The organism is Allobosea sp. LjRoot237, from assembly GCF_964253285.1.
Taxonomy (GTDB): Bacteria; Pseudomonadota; Alphaproteobacteria; order Rhizobiales; family Beijerinckiaceae; genus Allobosea.
Genome location: NZ_CAXUQP020000001.1, coordinates 2,566,072 through 2,581,771, shown reverse-complemented (window position 1 = coordinate 2,581,771; position 15,700 = coordinate 2,566,072). Strand labels below are relative to the sequence as shown.

The 15,700-nt window shown below is 65.4% G+C and carries 18 protein-coding genes and 1 tRNA gene; 15 read left to right on the top strand and 4 right to left on the bottom strand.

Going from position 1 to position 15,700, the window contains the following annotated elements:
* Positions 1-80: 80 nt before the first annotated feature.
* Positions 81-1,490, bottom strand: coding sequence for a type I glutamate--ammonia ligase (gene glnA / locus ACSQ24_RS12525; RefSeq protein WP_436094989.1), 1,410 nt, complete (start codon positions 1,488-1,490; stop codon positions 81-83).
* A 93-nt stretch (positions 1,491-1,583) separates the two neighbouring features.
* On the bottom strand, positions 1,584-1,922 hold the full coding sequence (locus tag ACSQ24_RS12520) for a P-II family nitrogen regulator (RefSeq protein WP_057192756.1): 339 nt from the start codon (positions 1,920-1,922) through the stop codon (positions 1,584-1,586).
* Positions 1,923-2,207: 285 nt separating this feature from the next.
* Between ACSQ24_RS12520 and ACSQ24_RS12515 the strand changes: the two genes are divergently transcribed.
* On the top strand, positions 2,208-3,725 hold the full coding sequence (locus ACSQ24_RS12515) for an NAD(P)H-hydrate dehydratase (protein WP_436094988.1): 1,518 nt from the start codon (positions 2,208-2,210) through the stop codon (positions 3,723-3,725).
* Positions 3,726-3,788: 63 nt separating this feature from the next.
* On the opposite strand, the gene ACSQ24_RS12510 is transcribed toward ACSQ24_RS12515, so the two are convergent.
* Positions 3,789-4,367, bottom strand: a complete 579-nt coding sequence (locus ACSQ24_RS12510; RefSeq protein WP_436094987.1) for a PRC-barrel domain-containing protein — start codon at positions 4,365-4,367, stop codon at positions 3,789-3,791.
* A gap of 189 nt (positions 4,368-4,556) precedes the next feature.
* Here ACSQ24_RS12510 and ACSQ24_RS12505 point away from each other — a divergent pair, with 189 nt between their 5' ends.
* On the top strand, positions 4,557-4,826 hold the full coding sequence (locus tag ACSQ24_RS12505) for a hypothetical protein (protein ID WP_436094986.1): 270 nt from the start codon (positions 4,557-4,559) through the stop codon (positions 4,824-4,826).
* Positions 4,827-4,933: 107 nt separating this feature from the next.
* The gene (locus ACSQ24_RS12500; protein ID WP_436094985.1) at positions 4,934-5,485 is read left to right on the top strand and encodes a general stress protein; all 552 of its coding nucleotides are present in this window, start codon (positions 4,934-4,936) and stop codon (positions 5,483-5,485) included.
* A gap of 59 nt (positions 5,486-5,544) precedes the next feature.
* Here the strand turns inward: ACSQ24_RS12500 and ACSQ24_RS12495 are convergent.
* Positions 5,545-5,619, bottom strand: a tRNA-Lys gene (locus ACSQ24_RS12495).
* Positions 5,620-5,700: 81 nt separating this feature from the next.
* On the opposite strand from ACSQ24_RS12495, the gene ACSQ24_RS12490 reads away from it, so the two are divergent.
* From ACSQ24_RS12490 to ACSQ24_RS12435, 12 genes are all read left to right on the top strand, one after another.
* Entirely contained in the window at positions 5,701-6,807 is a 1,107-nt protein-coding gene (locus ACSQ24_RS12490; protein ID WP_436094984.1) for a hypothetical protein, read from the top strand.
* Between the two features lie 34 nt (positions 6,808-6,841).
* Complete coding sequence (locus tag ACSQ24_RS12485) at positions 6,842-7,153, top strand: FtsB family cell division protein (RefSeq protein WP_436094983.1); 312 nt, start codon at positions 6,842-6,844, stop codon at positions 7,151-7,153.
* A 238-nt stretch (positions 7,154-7,391) separates the two neighbouring features.
* The gene (gene pdhA, locus ACSQ24_RS12480) at positions 7,392-8,489 is read left to right on the top strand and encodes a pyruvate dehydrogenase (acetyl-transferring) E1 component subunit alpha (protein WP_436094982.1); all 1,098 of its coding nucleotides are present in this window, start codon (positions 7,392-7,394) and stop codon (positions 8,487-8,489) included.
* A gap of 66 nt (positions 8,490-8,555) precedes the next feature.
* A complete protein-coding gene (locus tag ACSQ24_RS12475) occupies positions 8,556-9,956 on the top strand; it encodes a pyruvate dehydrogenase complex E1 component subunit beta (RefSeq protein WP_436094981.1) in 1,401 nt (466 codons plus the stop codon).
* Positions 9,957-9,970: 14 nt separating this feature from the next.
* On the top strand, positions 9,971-11,353 hold the full coding sequence (locus ACSQ24_RS12470) for a pyruvate dehydrogenase complex dihydrolipoamide acetyltransferase (RefSeq protein ID WP_436094980.1): 1,383 nt from the start codon (positions 9,971-9,973) through the stop codon (positions 11,351-11,353).
* 6 nt (positions 11,354-11,359) lie between these two features.
* Positions 11,360-12,058 (top strand): SGNH/GDSL hydrolase family protein, encoded by a 699-nt coding sequence (locus tag ACSQ24_RS12465; RefSeq protein ID WP_436094979.1) that lies wholly within the window; start codon positions 11,360-11,362, stop codon positions 12,056-12,058.
* Between the two features lie 101 nt (positions 12,059-12,159).
* Positions 12,160-12,600 (top strand): endonuclease domain-containing protein, encoded by a 441-nt coding sequence (locus ACSQ24_RS12460; RefSeq protein WP_436094978.1) that lies wholly within the window; start codon positions 12,160-12,162, stop codon positions 12,598-12,600.
* A 10-nt stretch (positions 12,601-12,610) separates the two neighbouring features.
* Positions 12,611-14,050: a dihydrolipoyl dehydrogenase gene (gene lpdA / locus ACSQ24_RS12455; RefSeq protein WP_436094977.1), complete on the top strand. Its 1,440-nt coding sequence runs from the start codon at positions 12,611-12,613 to the stop codon at positions 14,048-14,050.
* Positions 14,047-14,607, top strand: a complete 561-nt coding sequence (locus ACSQ24_RS12450) for an RDD family protein (RefSeq protein WP_436094976.1) — start codon at positions 14,047-14,049, stop codon at positions 14,605-14,607. The genes lpdA and ACSQ24_RS12450 overlap by 4 nt, the downstream gene beginning before the upstream one ends.
* Before the next feature lie 38 nt (positions 14,608-14,645).
* Positions 14,646-14,894 (top strand): GlsB/YeaQ/YmgE family stress response membrane protein, encoded by a 249-nt coding sequence (locus tag ACSQ24_RS12445; RefSeq protein WP_436094975.1) that lies wholly within the window; start codon positions 14,646-14,648, stop codon positions 14,892-14,894.
* A gap of 46 nt (positions 14,895-14,940) precedes the next feature.
* A complete protein-coding gene (locus tag ACSQ24_RS12440; protein WP_436094974.1) occupies positions 14,941-15,276 on the top strand; it encodes a GlsB/YeaQ/YmgE family stress response membrane protein in 336 nt (111 codons plus the stop codon).
* Positions 15,277-15,351: 75 nt separating this feature from the next.
* On the top strand, positions 15,352-15,627 hold the full coding sequence (locus ACSQ24_RS12435; protein WP_436094973.1) for a GlsB/YeaQ/YmgE family stress response membrane protein: 276 nt from the start codon (positions 15,352-15,354) through the stop codon (positions 15,625-15,627).
* Positions 15,628-15,700 lie beyond the last annotated feature (73 nt).

Sequence of the window (15,700 nt, the reverse complement as noted above, 5' to 3'; positions counted from 1 at the left end):
TCTGCCCCGGTTGTTAGGTGGATCGCGAACCGTCGCGATCGGGAGGAACTTGTCGCGCTGGCGGTGCCGGCGCGGAAGCCTCAGTAGGAATAGTACATCGCGAACTCGACCGGGTGCGGCGTCATCTCGAAGCGCGCCACGTCCTGCATCTTGAGCTCGATATAGCTTTCGATGAAGTCGTCGTTGAAGACGCCGCCGGCCTTGAGATAGGCGTTGTCCTTCTTCAGCGAGTCCAGCGCCTCGCGCAGCGAGCCGCAGACGGTCGGGATCTTCTTCAGCTCGCGCGGCGGCAGGTCGTAGAGGTCCTTGTCCATCGCCGGACCCGGATCGATCTTGTTCACGATGCCGTCGATGCCCGCCATCAGCATGGCGGCGAAAGCGAGATAGGGGTTCGCCATCGGATCGGGGAAGCGGACCTCGACGCGCTTGGCCTTCGGCGAGGTCGTCCACGGAATACGGCAGGAGGCCGAGCGGTTGCGCGCCGAATAGGCGAGCAGCACCGGGGCCTCATAACCCGGGACGAGGCGCTTGTAGGAGTTGGTCGAGGGGTTGGTGAAGGCGTTCAGCGACTTGGCGTGCTTGATGATGCCGCCGATGTACCAGAGGCATTCCTGCGACAGGTCGGCATACTTGTTGCCGGCCATGATCGGCTTGCCGTTCTTCCAGATCGATTGGTGGACGTGCATGCCCGAGCCGTTGTCGCCATAGACGGGCTTGGGCATGAAGGTCGCGGTCTTGCCGTAGCTCTGGGCGACGTTGTGGATGCAGTATTTGTAGACCTGCATCTGGTCGGCCATGTGCGTCAGCGTGTCGAACTTCAGGCCGAGCTCATGCTGGGCCGAGGCAACCTCGTGATGGTGCTTCTCGACCTTGGCGCCCATGGCAGCCATGGCAGCCAGCATCTCGCCGCGCATGTCCTGCGCCGAATCCTGCGGCGGAACCGGGAAATAACCGCCCTTGGTGGCGATGCGGTGGCCGAGATTGCCGCCTTCGTACTCGGTCATGCCGTTGATCGGCAGCTCGACATTGTCGAGCTTGAAGCCGGTGTTGTACGGGTCGGCGGCGATCTTGACGTCGTCGAAGACGAAGAATTCAGCCTCGGGGCCGACATAGACGGTATCGCCGATGCCGGTCGACTTCAGGTACGCCTCGGCCTTCTTGGCCATGCCGCGCGGATCACGGCCATAGGGCTCGCCCGTCGCCGGCTCGAGCACGTCGCAATTGATGACCATGGTCGAGGCCGAGAAGAACGGGTCGATGCAGGCCGTCGACGGATCCGGCATCAGCAGCATGTCGGACTCGTTGATCGCCTTCCAGCCGGCGATCGAGGAGCCGTCGAACATCGTGCCCTCGGCGAAGATCTCTTCGTCGATCATGGTGATGTCGAAAGTGACGTGCTGCCACTTGCCGCGCGGATCAGTGAAGCGGAAGTCGACGTATTTGACGTCATTGTCCTTGATCGCCTTCAGGACTTCTTTGGCGTTCTTCATCTCACGACTTCCTTTGTCGACTAGGGTCTCACGACTGACGTTGCCTGCGCGTTTCGCTGGCGCACGCATTCCTTGGGTGTCGGGGAAATATCCTCAGATCGCGTCTGCGCCGGACTCGCCGGTGCGGATACGGATCGCCCCCTCCACGCTCGATACAAAAATCTTGCCATCGCCGATCCGGCCGGTCTGGGCGGCCTTCTTGATCGCCTCGATCGCGCGCTCGACCATGTCGTCGGCCAGCACGATCTCGATCTTCACTTTCGGCAGGAAGTCGACCACGTATTCGGCGCCGCGATAGAGCTCGGTATGGCCCTTCTGGCGTCCAAAACCCTTCGCCTCGAGCACCGTGATGCCCTGGAGACCAACCTCCTGCAGCGCCTCCTTCACCTCGTCGAGCTTGAAGGGCTTGATGATCGCTTCGATCTTCTTCATGCGCCGACCAACCTCCTTGGCGTGAGCTCGCGCCACTGTACGCAGCCTGCCTCCGTACTGACCATCTTGGCCGGCTCGGATCAACCTCGGCGCGTCCACAAAACTTCGCCTGTTGTGCTCATAGCATCGGCGCAAGCGGGCCGCCATGATGGTGCCCCAAGCAAACCGCCTCTTGAGGAGGCGAAAAACCGTCTAAAAATTATGCAACTGATTATATTACATGCAATCACCGGTATCGCTCGGTTTCCTTGCCTGCGCGCTTAGCCTGGCGGACAATCCCGATCAATGATGGCAGCGCCCCCCTTGACCCTTGCCCTGCTCAGCGTCGCCGAGATGGCGGCTGCGGATGCTGCCATGATCGCAGCTGGCACGCCTGGCATCGTCCTGATGGAAAAGGCGGGCAGGGCGGTTGCCGATGCGGTGACGCGGCGCATCCGCTCCGGCCAGCGTGTCCTGGTGCTCTGCGGCCTCGGCAACAATGGCGGCGACGGCTTCGTTGCCGCTCGTCTCCTTGGGGAGCGCGGCTGCCGCGTGACGCTCGCCCTCGCCGGTGAGCGAACGGCCCTGCAAGGAGATGCCGCACTGGCGGCGGAAACCTGGGCCGGCCCGATCGAGCGGATCGGCGCACTAGATCCCGCACAGCATGATCTCGTTGTCGATGCCTTGTTCGGCGCCGGCCTCAGTCGCTCAATCTCGGGCGAAGTCGCAGCTCTGGTCGAGCGGGTCAACGCCGCGGGCCGGCCGGTCGTCGCAGTCGACGTGCCGAGCGGCGTACGCGGCGATACCGGTCTCGCGGAAGGCCCAGCCATCCGTGCAGCCGAGACGGTGACCTTCTTCCGGCTGAAGCCCGGCCATCTGCTTCATCCCGGCCGGGTCCTCTGCGGCGTCGTCACCCTGGCGGACATCGGAATCAGCCCCGAGATCGTTTTTACGCCGGGCGGGGTCGCGCCATCTGCTTTTCGCAATGCTCCGGCCTTCTGGCGCGCTCACCTGCCCGACCATGCGGTCGGGGTTCACAAATACGGGCGCGGCGCTGTTGCAGTCGCCGCAGGCGGGCTTTCGGGCGTCGGAGCGCCGCGGCTGGGCGCGCGGGCTGCGCTGCGCATAGGCGCGGGCCTTGCGACGGTCATCTGCCGGCCGGAGGCGCTTGCAGCGCATGCAGTGCGCGGGCCCGATGCCTTGATGCAGGCATCGGCCGGGGATGCTCCAGCCTTCGAGGCGATGCTTTCAGAACGGAAGGTTGATGCGCTGCTGATCGGGCCGGCACTCGGGCTCGGCGCCGAAGCGCGATCCTGGGTGGCGGCGGCCTTGCGCGGAGCCTTGCCCTGCGTCTTCGATGCCGACGCGCTCACACATATCGGGGCGCATCGGCCTGCCTTCATTGCCCAGCTTCGTCGCCGCGCCGGCGCCGCTGTGCTGACGCCGCATGAGGGCGAATTCAAACGGATGTTCGGTGAAGTTGCCGGCTTCGAGCCAGAGCTCGGCAAGCTCGAGCGGGCACGGCATGCGGCCCGGCTGACCGGAACGGTCGTTGTGCTCAAAGGGCCGGATACGGTGATCGCGGCGCCGGATGGGCGGGCCGCGGTCAACGACACCGGCTCGCCCGCTTTGGCGACCGCCGGCTCGGGCGATGTTCTCGGCGGGATTGTCGCGGGCCTGCTGGCGCAACAGGTGCCGGCCTTCGAGGCGGCCTGCGCCGCCGTCTGGCTGCACGGGCGCGCCGGTGAAGCGCTCGGCATGGGCCTCATCGCCGACGACCTGCCGGAAGCCCTCCCAACTATTCTGGCCCAGCTCGACGACTGAGCCGTTGGGAAAAAAGGCCCGCCCCGGAAGGGGCGAGCCTGTGACGGTCTGGTCGAGTCGTCCTCAGCGGGCAGCGTAAGTCACGGCCGGAGCAGACGTCAGCTGATCCTTGGTCATCGTGATCTTGCCGTGGTCCGGATACATCTCCGGGCCCTTCTTGGCCGCCGGCGGCGCGTTCATCGCGGTGCCGCCACCGGCGCTGCTGCCACCCGCTCCGGTGCCACCCGACGGGGCAGGCGCCGGCGTAACCATCGGCTCCTCGCTCCACTGGACCTGCTCGAACGGGATTGCGACATCCTTCGAGCCGATACCGAGGAAGCCGCCGACACCGACGGTGACCAACTCGATCTTGCCGGTCTTGTCGAACACCACCTCGGTGACATCGCCGACCTTCTTGTTGTCGGGCCCGTAGATGTCGACGCCCATCAGCTTCGACGCCCGCCACTTGCCCTGGCCAGCGAGATTATTTTCCGGAGCCTTGGCCGTTTCGGCGGCGGGTGCCGGAGCAGCCGGCGCGCTTGTCGACGGTGAGGTCGGCTGCGGGCTCGGCGGCTGGTTCGAGGGCGAAGAGGTCTGCGCGACGGCAGCGGCGGCAAGCATGACGCCGCCGATAGCCGTCAATGCAACGTGACGCTTGTACATCGGTGTCCTCCTGTCGTTTCCGCATCTGCGGAATGAACGAACAACGCAGAACCGAGGTTTTGGTTCGCATATGGGCAGCTATGCGCCTGCTGTTTGACGAATGCGGGCATGTGGCCGGATCGGCTTAGCGCTTCAGTAAGGCCTACGAGCTTTGCTGATGGGCGGCCATGATGGCCCGGAGCCGACGTGATGAGCAGGAACCTCATGATTCTCGGTTTTGCCGCGATCGGCACGATCGCGACGATTGCACCCGCCGCGGCCTTCTGGCCGCGCTCGCAATGGCTCGCTTGTTCGGAGGCTGCCACGGCCGCCGACTACCAACGCTGGCGCTGCTGGGAGCTCGATGGCTATGCGGGGGAGATCGCGCCGGGCTATGGCGACCTTGGCACCGACGGGCAGATCCGGCCGGATTGGCGCCGGCCGCTGCGGCGAGGCGGATCTGTCAGCCGCCTGGGCTGACCACGGCGGACCGATCAGGCTCCCGCGCGATGACGCGTGCCGCCTCGGAACAAGATTGGTGACAACTGGTTCGTTCCAAGGGTGCATTCCATCGAAGGAGAGGCATCATGACGCGGATCGTCACACGTTCTTACGAGAACTACAGTGATGCGGAGACGGCCGTTGTCCGCCTTGAAGCGGCTGGCCTTCCATCCGAGGACATCACGATTCTCAGCAACAGCCCGGACAGGATCGCAGCCGATGCCGCAAGAGGCGCCGAGGTCGGCGGCGCCGTTGGAAGTGGCGCTGGTCTCCTGGCAGGGCTGGCTGCTTTGCCGATTCCGGGAGTTGGGCCGGTCCTTGCCGCAGGCTGGATCTTCGGGACCCTTGCGGTTGGTGCTACCGCCGGCGCCGCGGCCGGCAGCCTGATCGGCGCGATGACCGGCGCCGGCATCGGCGATGACGACGCTCATTTCCTTGCGGAAACCGTTCGTCGCGGCGGTGCGGTCGTCTCGGTCCGCACCAGCGACAGCCATGCCCCCGCTGTCGAGAAGATCATGGACGGCGCAGGCCCGATCGATGCTGCCCAACGCCGGTCCGAGTACGAGCGCGAGGGGTGGACGAATTTCGACGAACGGGCCGAACCTTACCGGCGGCCAGCCTGGTCCGAGGTGTCCTGAATCGCTTGCTTTGCGAATGGTCGGCCAAAAATGGCCAAGCCTGTCGGCAAGTCCTTAGGTGGTGAGCGGGGAGGGGATCGAACCCTCGACCACATGATTAAAAGTCACGTGCTCTACCACTGAGCTACCCGCCCTCACTGGGGCGCTGACATAGGCAGGTGGGACGCGTCGGTCAACATTGTTCCGGCGGGCGCATCGTGGCAGAAGCCGCGCCCATGGCGAGCGAACGCAGGACAGGAGCGGATTCGACCGGCGCGCAGCAAGACTGGCGCGGCTGGGGCAGGGCGTTCGCGCTCGCCGCGCTGACGTTGACGGCTTTGCTGTTCGGTTTCATCGTCGCGCTCGATCCCTATGGCGTACGCGTGCAGGCCGGCCAGCCGGCCCGGCCGCTGATGGATCTCAACCAGCGTTTCATGTACCCGCAGATCATCAAATCGGGCGCCTTCGATTCGGCGGTCATCGGAACCTCGACGCTGCGCCTGCTCGACCCGGCGATTCTGTCGACGGGGCTCTCCGCCCGCTTCGCCAATCTCGGCATGAACGCTGCGACGCCCTGGGAGCAGGCGCAGATCGCCGGCCTGTTCGCGCGCCAGGTCGCGACGCCGAAATTCGTGATCTGGGGCATCGACCAGAACTGGTGCGAGCCCGATGCGGCCAGCGAGGCCCGCCGGCTGACGCCGCGGCCGTTCCCGCCCTGGCTCTATGACGACAATGCCTGGAACGATTGGCCAAAGCAGCTCAATTTCACCACGCTCGAAATCGCCTTGCGCCTCGCTGCGCACCGGCTCGGCCTTCAACCGCAGCGCCTGCGCGGCGATGGCTACGAGGTCTTCACGCCGCCTGAGGGTACTTATGACCTCGCCCGCGCCCGCTTTCATCTCCATCGCGGTTCCGGCGGCCACGCTCCCGACCTGACGCCGCAATCGCCGCCCGTGGTGGTCGCCGCCGCAGAGCGTGCGAGCTGGCAGTTTCCGGCGCTCGCCTGGCTCGATCAGGGGCTGGCTGCCTTTCCGGCCGCAACGCGGCGCCTGATTGTGCTGCCGCCGGTGCATGCCGGTGCGCTGCCGCGTGAAGGGAGCGCTGCCTGGCAGCGATTCGAAGCCTGCAGAGCGCAGATCACAGCGATTGCGGCGCGCCAGCACGCCGTGATCGCCGATTATGCGCATCCGTCGGTGCTGACGCGTGAGGATTCCAATTACTGGGACCCCGCGCATTACCGATTGCCGATCGCACGCCGGATCGAGGCCGACCTGATCGCGCTGGGGCGGGGACAGGCGGCCCCGGTAGACCCCGCGCTTACCGTGCATGGCGCGTTTCGTTAACGGCGCATCAACCAAGCGATTCTACCGTGGGCGCATGGTCATCCGCCGCGGTCTCCGCTCCATCCTCGTCACGTTCGCGCTCTACCTCGTGTCGAGCGCCGTGGTCGGCTATTTCCTGTTCCATGCCCAGCATGGCGCTCGCGGGCTCGAGACCCTGGGCGGCCTGCGCGAGAAATTCGGCGAGATGGAAACCGAGATCGCCGCATTGACCAGCGAACGGCAGGACTGGGAGAAGCGTCTGACCCTGATGCGCGACGAAGCCGTCGATCGCGATGTGCTCGAGGAAAGGGCCCGCGCCATCCTCGGCCGCGTGCACCGCAACGATGTCGTGGTGATGGGACGCTGAGCGGCTCCGGTTGGCGTCCGCCCCAAATCGGCAGGGCCAACAGCGCGATCTGCTCCGCTTCGGACGCGGCATTCTCACCACCGATGGTCGCAAAAAGGTCGATTAACCGATAATCAGTTAAATTATATTATAACAGCAAAAACAATAGCTTAGTTCATGTTGCAGTGCGAGATGCCCGTCTCGCCAAGGCTTGGGGCTTCCTCTACAACCAAAGCAGTAGAGCTTGGAGGAGCCGTTCATGGCCATTGCCGCACGGAAGACGAAAGCAGGCGCGCCTGCGAAAGCCGCCGGAAAGGCACCCGCCAGGGCGACGGCGAAGAGTGCTGCGAAGGGACCCGCCAAGGCCATTCCCAACGTTCCGACCTTCACCAAGGACGAGGAACTCCACGCCTATCGCGAGATGCTGCTGATCCGGCGCTTCGAGGAGAAGGCCGGCCAGATGTACGGCATGGGCCTGATCGGCGGCTTCTGCCATCTCTATATCGGCCAGGAGGCCGTCGTTATCGGCATGCAGATGGCCTCGAAGGATGGCGACCAGGTCATCACAGGCTATCGCGACCATGGCCACATGCTCGCCTGCGGCATGGAATCGCGCGGCGTGATGGCCGAGCTGACCGGTCGGCGCGGCGGCTACTCGCGCGGCAAGGGCGGCTCGATGCACATGTTCAGCCGCGAGAAGAACTTCTATGGCGGCCACGGCATCGTCGGCGCGCAGGTCTCGCTCGGCGCCGGCCTCGGCTTCGCCAACTGGTACCGCCAGGACGGGCGCGTATCGATGGCCTATTTCGGCGACGGCGCCGCCAATCAGGGCCAGGTCTATGAGAGCTTCAACATGGCCCAGCTCTGGAAGCTGCCGGTCGTGTTCGTGATCGAGAACAACCGCTACGCCATGGGCACCTCGGTGAACCGGGCCTCGGCCCAGACCGACTTCTCCAGGCGCGGCGTCTCCTTCGGCATTCCCGGCGAGCAGGTCGACGGCATGGATGTCCGCGCCGTGCGCGAGGCCGCGAGCCGTGCCATAGAGCACGCTCGTACCGGCAAGGGCCCGTACATCCTCGAAATGCAGACCTATCGCTATCGCGGCCATTCGATGTCGGACCCCGCGAAGTACCGCTCCAAGGACGAGGTCCAGCGCATGCGCGAGGAGCACGACCCGATCGAGCAGGTGCGCGGCCGCCTGACGCGCGAGCACAAGCTCGGCGAGGACGAGTTCAAGGCGATCGACGCCAAGGTCCGCGAGATCGTCAACGACGCAGCCGAATTCGCGACGCATGATCCCGAGCCGGACGTCTCCGAGCTCTACACCGACATCCTGCTGGAGCCGGCGCAGGCGTAAAGCCGCGCCTCGCTTCCTCCCCGACATCGAGGCCCTCGCGGCCGCTCCAGAACTCCGGGTGCGTTCATGCCGATCGACATTCTCATGCCCGCCCTGTCCCCCACCATGGAACAGGGCAAGCTCGCCAAATGGCTCAAAGCCGAGGGCGACAAGATCAAGGCCGGCGACATCATCGCCGAGATCGAGACCGACAAGGCGACCATGGAGGTCGAGGCGGTCGATGAGGGCGTCCTCGCCAAGATACTGATCGCCGACGGCACCGAGAACGTCGCGGTGAACACCCCGATCGCCGTGATCGCGGCCGATGGCGAGGACGTTTCCGCAGCTGCAAGTGGCGCAGCCAAGGCTGAAGCGCCGGCGCCCAAGGCTGCTGAGCCGGAAAAGGCCGCCGAGGCCCCCGCCAGCCCTGCGCCTGCCGCGGCACCGAGCGTCCCGGCGCAGGCGAAAACCTATGACGCCTCCTCCGAATTCCCGGCCGGTGCCGAGGTCGTCTCGATGACGGTGCGCGAGGCGCTGCGCGACGCCATGGCCGAGGAGATGCGGCGCGACGCCGACGTCTTCGTCATGGGCGAGGAGGTCGCCGAGTACCAGGGCGCCTACAAGGTCACGCAAGGGCTGCTGCAGGAGTTCGGCGCACGCCGCGTGATCGACACGCCGATCACTGAGCATGGCTTCGCCGGCATCGGCGTCGGCGCGGCTCTGACCGGCCTCAGGCCAATCGTCGAGTTCATGACCTTCAACTTCGCCATGCAGGCGATCGACCAGATCATCAACTCGGCTGCCAAGACGCTCTACATGTCCGGCGGCCAGATGGGCTGCCCGATCGTCTTCCGCGGCCCTAACGGCGCCGCCGCCCGCGTCGGTGCCCAGCATAGCCACGACTACGCCGCCTGGTACTCGAACGTGCCCGGCCTCAAGGTGGTGATGCCCTACAGCGCTTCCGATGCGAAGGGCCTGCTGAAGAGCGCGATCCGCGACCCGAACCCGATCATCTTCCTCGAGAACGAGATTCTCTACGGCCGCTCCTTCGACGTGCCCAAGGGCGATGATTTCACGATTCCCATCGGCAAGGCCAAGGTCGTCCGCCCCGGCAGCGACGTCACCATCGTCTCCTTCGGCATCGGCATGACCTACGCGCTCGGCGCCGCCGAGGTGCTGGCCAAGGAAGGCATCGAGGCCGAGGTCATCGACCTGCGTACCATCCGGCCGATGGATATCGAGACCGTGATCGCCTCGGTGCAGAAGACTAATCGCTGCGTCGCGGTCGAGGAGGGCTTCCCTCAGTCGGGCATCACCGCCGAGATCGGCATGAAGATCATGGAGGCGGCGTTCGATTATCTCGACGCGCCCGTCGCGCGCGTCACCGGCAAGGATGTGCCGATGCCTTATGCGGCCAATCTCGAGAAGCTGGCACTGCCTAACATCGGCGAGGTCGTCGCGGCGGCCAAGTCCGTTTGCTACCGCTGAAAGAGGGCTGACCGATGCCGACCAACATCCTGATGCCCGCGCTTTCTCCGACGATGGAGAAGGGCAATCTCGCCAAGTGGCTGAAGAAGGAAGGCGACACGATCAAGTCCGGCGACATCATCGCCGAGATCGAGACAGACAAGGCGACCATGGAGGTCGAGGCGGTCGATGAGGGCATCCTCGCCAAGATCGTCGTGCCGGAGGGCACCGCCGACGTCGCGGTCAACGAGGTGATCGCCGTCATCGCCGGCGAGGGCGAGGACGCCAAGAGCGTCTCCGCGCCGGCAAAAGCCGATGCTCCGCAAGTCGCAGCTCCAAAAGCCGAGGCGCCCAAAGCCGAGGCCGCCAAGCCGGAAGCGCCTGCGCCGAAGGCGGAGGCCAAGCCTGAATCGACGCCGCAGGTCACGGCGGAAGCCGGCTTCAACACCGGTGGCAAGACCGTCTCGGGCGATCGCCCGTTCGCCTCGCCGCTGGCACGCCGCCTCGCCAAGGACGCCGGCATCGATCTCGGCAAAGTCCAGGGTTCCGGCCCACATGGCCGCATCGTCGAGAAGGACATCGAGGCCGCCAAGCAAAGCGGGGCTGCCAAGGCCGCGCCGGCTCCGGCGGCTGGAGCGCCTGCAGCGCCCAAACCAGCTGCTGCGCCGCTCGCCACCGGTCCCTCGGACGAGCAGACCAAGAAGCTGTTCGCCCCGGGCTCCTATGAGGAGATTCCGCATGACGGCATGCGCAAGACGATCGCGCGCCGCCTGACCGAGGCGAAGCAGACTGTCCCGCACTTCTACGTCACGCTCGACTGCGAGCTCGACGCGCTGCTGAAGTTGCGGGCCGAACTCAACGCCGCGGCGCCCGAAAAGGACGGCAAGCCGGCCTACAAGCTCTCGGTCAACGACATGGTGATCAAGGCGCTGGCCTTGGCGCTGCGCGCGGTGCCCGACGCCAATGTCAGCTGGACCGAAGGCGCCATGCTCAAGCACAAGCACGCCGATGTCGGCGTCGCCGTCTCGATCCCGGGCGGGCTGATCACGCCGATCATCCGCGACGCCTGCCACAAGACGCTGAGCCAAATCTCCAATGAGATGAAGGACATGGCCGGGCGCGCTAAGGCGCGCAAGCTCAAGCCCGAGGAGTATCAGGGCGGCACCACGGCCGTCTCGAATCTCGGTATGTTCGGCGTCAAAGACTTCGCAGCGGTGATCAACCCGCCGCATGCGACGATCCTGGCGGTCGGTGCCGGCGAGCAGCGCGTCATCGTCAAGGGCGGCCAGCCGGCCGTGGCTACGGTGATGTCGGTGACGCTCTCGACCGACCACCGCGCCGTCGACGGCGCGCTCGGCGCCGAGCTGCTCCAGGCCTTCAAGGGCTATATCGAGAAGCCGATGGCGATGCTGGTCTAGGCGGCGATGACCCGCCAGGCCCGCATCCTCGCTTTCGGCGATTCCCTGACCTGGGGGCGGATCGCCAATCGCCCGGAACGGCACAGCGACGATGTGCGCTGGCCGCGCGTGCTGGAGAAGGCGCTCGGCGGCTACGCCACGGTGATCGAGGAGGGGCTCAACGGGCGGCGGATCGCGCTCGAGGACCCGCTGCGCCCCTATCGCTCCGGCATCTCGCTGTTGCCGCTGTTCATCGAGTGCCATGCGCCGCTCGATCTCGTCATCCTGATGCTCGGCACCAATGACTGCCAGCGCCAGCACTCGCTCGCCCCTTACGACGTTGCCCGCTCGATGCGCATGCTGGCGCAGGTGGCGCAGCGCCCGCCGGTCGAGCCGGGCATGCCGGTGCCGGAGGTGCTGATCGTCTCGCCGCCGCTGGTGCGGATGCCCGACGATCCCGAGCATGAGGCGAGCTTCTTCATGGAGGGTGCGCCGGAGAAGACGGCGCTGCTGGCGACCTATTACCGTCGCATCGCCGACGAGATTGGTGTGAGCTTCTTCGACGCCGCTGCGGTCGCGACCGTGACCGGCGAGGACGGCATCCATCTCGACGCCGAGAACACCCGCGCCATCGGGCTGGCACTGGCCCCTGTCGTCGACGGCCTGCTCGGCCTGCCGCTGCCGGCGCGCGGGCCGGCGCTGCGGATCACTGGGCGCGTCGGATGAATACGCCCCAGACCAATCCCGCGAGGGCTAACCCCTCCCCCTTGTGGGGAGGGGCAGGGGTGGGGGGCGGAATGCCGGTCTCCCTGCGGAGATGTGGGGCAATGCGCTTTGAGCGAGACAAGCCGGCCGTAGCCACACTGAACGCCCGTCGAAACAGCAAAAAACTGCGCCGGGCTACGACCGAAGCAGAGGGTCGTCTATGGACATTGCTGCGCAAGCGGTTGCCACAGACAGACACGCATTTTCGGCGCCAGATGGCGATCGGGTCTTATATCGTCGACTTCGCCTGCCTCGGGGCTCGTCTTATCGTCGAAGTCGATGGTGACCAGCATGGCCAGCGCGCTGCAGTCGTATACGACGCAGAAAGAACACGATGGCTCGAAGCGCAGGGCTTCCGTGTTCTGCGCTTCACCAATCGACAGGTGATGACGGAGAGCGAGATGGTTATCGACACCATCTTTGCTGCTCTTTCCGGTAGTCTCGAACTCTGTCCGTCGCCCCCCACCCCCAACCCCTCCCCGCAAGGGGGAGGGGTGCGCTGAGGCACTCCCCATGGCTGACTACGATATCATCATCATCGGCTCCGGCCCCGGCGGCTATGTCGCGGCGATCCGGGCTGCCCAGCTCGGCTTCAAGACCGCGATCGTCGAGCGCGAGCATCTCGCCGGCATCTGCTCGAACTGGGGCTGCATCCCGACCAAGGCGCTGCTGCGCTCGGCCGAGATCCTGCACTACGGCCAGCACGCCAAGGACTACGGGCTGACGCTGGAAGGCACGTTCAAGGCCGATCTCGACGCGGTGGTGAAGCGCTCGCGCGGCATCGCGGTCAGGATGAACAACGGCGTCCAGTTCCTGATGAAGAAGAACAAGGTCGACGTGATCTGGGGCGAGGCCAAGCTCACCAAGGCCAATACCATCGTCGTTGCCCCGACCAAGAAGCCGGCGATGCAGCCGCAGGGGCCGGTGCCGAAGGGCGCCAAGGGCGAGGGCACCTATACCGCCGACCATATTATCATCGCGACCGGTGCGCGCCCGCGCGCTCTGCCGGGGCTGGAGCCTGACGGCAAGCTGATCTGGACCTATTTCGAGGCGCTGGTGCCGCCGACCATGCCGAAATCGCTGGTGGTGATGGGCTCGGGCGCGATCGGCATCGAGTTCGCCTCGTTCTACCGCACGCTCGGCGCCGAGGTGACGGTGGTCGAGGTGTTGCCGCAGGTCGTGCCCGTGGAAGATGCCGAGATCGGCGCCTTTGCGCGAAAAGCCTTCGAGAAGCAGGGCATGAAAATCCTGACCTCGACCAAGGTCACCAAGGTCGAGAAGTCGGCCAATTCCGTCACGGCGCATGTCGAGGACGACAAGGGCAACAAGCAGACGATTCAAGCCGAGCGGATGATCTCGGCGGTCGGCGTCGTCGCCAATGTCGAGAATCTCGGCCTCGAGGCGCTCGGCGTGAAGCTGGACCGCGGCGTGATCGCGATCGACGGGCTCTGCCGCACCAATGTGAAGGGCGTCTACGCCATCGGCGACGTCGCCGGGCCGCCGATGCTAGCCCACAAGGCCGAGCACGAGGCGGTGATCTGCGTCGAGGCGATCAAGGGCCTGCACCCGCACCCGATGGACAAGGCTATGATCCCGGGCTGCACCTATTGCCATCCGCAGATCGCCAGCGTCGGCCTGACCGAGGCCAAGGCCAAGGAAGCCGGCCATGAGCTCAAGGTCGGCCGCTTCAACTTCGTCGCCAACGGCAAAGCGGTGGCGCTCGGCGAGGATAGCGGCATGGTCAAGACCGTGTTCGACGCCAAGACCGGCAAGCTGCTCGGCGCCCATATGGTCGGCGCCGAAGTCACCGAGCTGATCCAGGGCTTCGTGGTCGCGATGAACCTCGAGACCACCGAGGAAGAGCTGATGCACACCATCTTCCCGCATCCGACCCTGTCGGAGACGATGAAGGAGGCCGTGCTCGACGCCTATGGCAAGGTGCTGAACGCTTGATCAAACACCACGCCTCAATGGGAGAGCGGGCCGTCTACGGAACCATAGACGGCATAGTCTTTCTCGTTGTCTGGAATGTCGTGATGGCCTTCGCTAACGTAAAGCCGCCCTTTAGTATTCATAAGCGACCATACACCGAGGCGCATCACCTCAAGTATCTCGAAACGATGCTGTGGATGACGTTGGCTCTTTTCATTGTCAGCGTACTTTTTCACCGGTTCGCGGGCGGGTCGCCAGGCAAACTCGCGATCGGCTATACGACACGGCGCGTCGATGGCACCCGCATCGATTGGCGGCAGGCGATCGTGCGGGGCATGTCGTTGTTTGTGCTCGGCATAGTGATCCTCGCCCCAGGGCCAATCGCATTCTATGCGCTCGGGCTCGATCCCGCGCAGACGGCTCAGCCCATGCTTTTCGCTGGGCTGGCACTATGGTTTGTCACTGTGCTGTACCCATTTCGCGGCTACGATGCGGGTGGCGGGAGGCCGGCCATTGAAAAATGGCTGGGTATCGAGACCGTTTGGGTCGAGACGCCAACGGTCACAAGGATAGGATAGACGAGCCCAGTCACGCCAAGGCCACTAGGAGCACTGCCATGGATCTGCGTGCAATTCTCATTGCCATCGCCATCGGCGCGGTCGCCGGCTGGCTCGCCAGCATCGTCGTCGGTGGTGGCGGGCTGATCCGCTACATCATCACCGGCCTGATCGGTGCCTTCGTCGGCAGCTTCCTGCTGCAGGCGCTCGGCGTCAGCCTCGGCATCGGCAACCCGCTGGTCTCGCAGATCGTCACCGCGACGATCGGCGCGATCGTCGTGGTGTTCCTGGCCCGGTTGATCGCCTGATCTCCTGGCGCTGGCATTCGCGCGCGGCTGAGGCCATATCCGGCCGATGACGCGCGCCCGCAAATCCGCCAAGCCCGACCGGATCGTCCCCGACGAGAAGGTCGAGATTCTGCTGCCCGGCAGAGGCCTGGCGCTCGATTGGCGCCGGCTTCTGCCTCCGGTGGCGTTCGGTACGGGCGCGGGCTTCATCGCCAGCCTCGTCGTCGGTGGCGGTGGATTCCTCCGCCATGCCGTGGTCGGTGTGCTCGGCATGCTGATAGGGCAAGGCATCGTGCGCGTGACCGGCTGGCGGGTCGGCACGGGCTATCGTTTTCTCGACGCCATGGCGATGGCGGTGATCGGCGCGATCATGGTCGTGCTGCTCGCCCGTTTCATCGCTTGAAGCTGGAACCAGGCGACGCTCGCTGCGTTGTCGTTCGCGGCGGGACGGCCGGTCTTTGAGGGCAGGGGGACTACCATGAACGACCAGATTTATGCCGCGCTCGGCACGCCGGGCTACGGCTTCTTCATGACACTGCTGATCGGCATGATCGCCGGCTGGATCGCCGAGCGCGTCACCTCGTCCGATCACGGGCTCTTCACCAACATGATCGTCGGCGTCGCCGGCTCCTTCATCGGCAGCCGGATCGCCGAGCTCATGGATATCTCGATCTTCGGCTTCTGGCGGACCTTGATCGCAGCGATCGCCGGCGCCTGCCTGCTGATCGTGGTCTGGCGCGCAGTGCGCAACTGAGTCCCATGGCGCGTGGGTTGCCCGCGCAGCACTTCGGCATTAGCTAGACGGGAGTGGCTGCGCCGTGATGCGC

Excerpts from the sequence above, each read along its gene's own strand:
- glnA (WP_436094989.1), bottom strand. The coding sequence starts at position 1,490 with ATGAAGAACGCCAAAGAAGTCCTGAAGGCGATCAAGGACAATGACGTC.
- ACSQ24_RS12520 (WP_057192756.1), bottom strand. The coding sequence starts at position 1,922 with ATGAAGAAGATCGAAGCGATCATCAAGCCCTTCAAGCTCGACGAGGTG.
- ACSQ24_RS12515 (WP_436094988.1), top strand. The coding sequence starts at position 2,208 with ATGATGGCAGCGCCCCCCTTGACCCTTGCCCTGCTCAGCGTCGCCGAG.
- ACSQ24_RS12510 (WP_436094987.1), bottom strand. The coding sequence starts at position 4,367 with ATGTACAAGCGTCACGTTGCATTGACGGCTATCGGCGGCGTCATGCTT.
- ACSQ24_RS12505 (WP_436094986.1), top strand. The coding sequence starts at position 4,557 with ATGAGCAGGAACCTCATGATTCTCGGTTTTGCCGCGATCGGCACGATC.
- ACSQ24_RS12500 (WP_436094985.1), top strand. The coding sequence starts at position 4,934 with ATGACGCGGATCGTCACACGTTCTTACGAGAACTACAGTGATGCGGAG.
- ACSQ24_RS12490 (WP_436094984.1), top strand. The coding sequence starts at position 5,701 with ATGGCGAGCGAACGCAGGACAGGAGCGGATTCGACCGGCGCGCAGCAA.
- ACSQ24_RS12485 (WP_436094983.1), top strand. The coding sequence starts at position 6,842 with ATGGTCATCCGCCGCGGTCTCCGCTCCATCCTCGTCACGTTCGCGCTC.
- pdhA (WP_436094982.1), top strand. The coding sequence starts at position 7,392 with ATGGCCATTGCCGCACGGAAGACGAAAGCAGGCGCGCCTGCGAAAGCC.
- ACSQ24_RS12475 (WP_436094981.1), top strand. The coding sequence starts at position 8,556 with ATGCCGATCGACATTCTCATGCCCGCCCTGTCCCCCACCATGGAACAG.
- ACSQ24_RS12470 (WP_436094980.1), top strand. The coding sequence starts at position 9,971 with ATGCCGACCAACATCCTGATGCCCGCGCTTTCTCCGACGATGGAGAAG.
- ACSQ24_RS12465 (WP_436094979.1), top strand. The coding sequence starts at position 11,360 with ATGACCCGCCAGGCCCGCATCCTCGCTTTCGGCGATTCCCTGACCTGG.
- ACSQ24_RS12460 (WP_436094978.1), top strand. The coding sequence starts at position 12,160 with ATGCGCTTTGAGCGAGACAAGCCGGCCGTAGCCACACTGAACGCCCGT.
- lpdA (WP_436094977.1), top strand. The coding sequence starts at position 12,611 with ATGGCTGACTACGATATCATCATCATCGGCTCCGGCCCCGGCGGCTAT.
- ACSQ24_RS12445 (WP_436094975.1), top strand. The coding sequence starts at position 14,646 with ATGGATCTGCGTGCAATTCTCATTGCCATCGCCATCGGCGCGGTCGCC.
- ACSQ24_RS12440 (WP_436094974.1), top strand. The coding sequence starts at position 14,941 with ATGACGCGCGCCCGCAAATCCGCCAAGCCCGACCGGATCGTCCCCGAC.
- ACSQ24_RS12435 (WP_436094973.1), top strand. The coding sequence starts at position 15,352 with ATGAACGACCAGATTTATGCCGCGCTCGGCACGCCGGGCTACGGCTTC.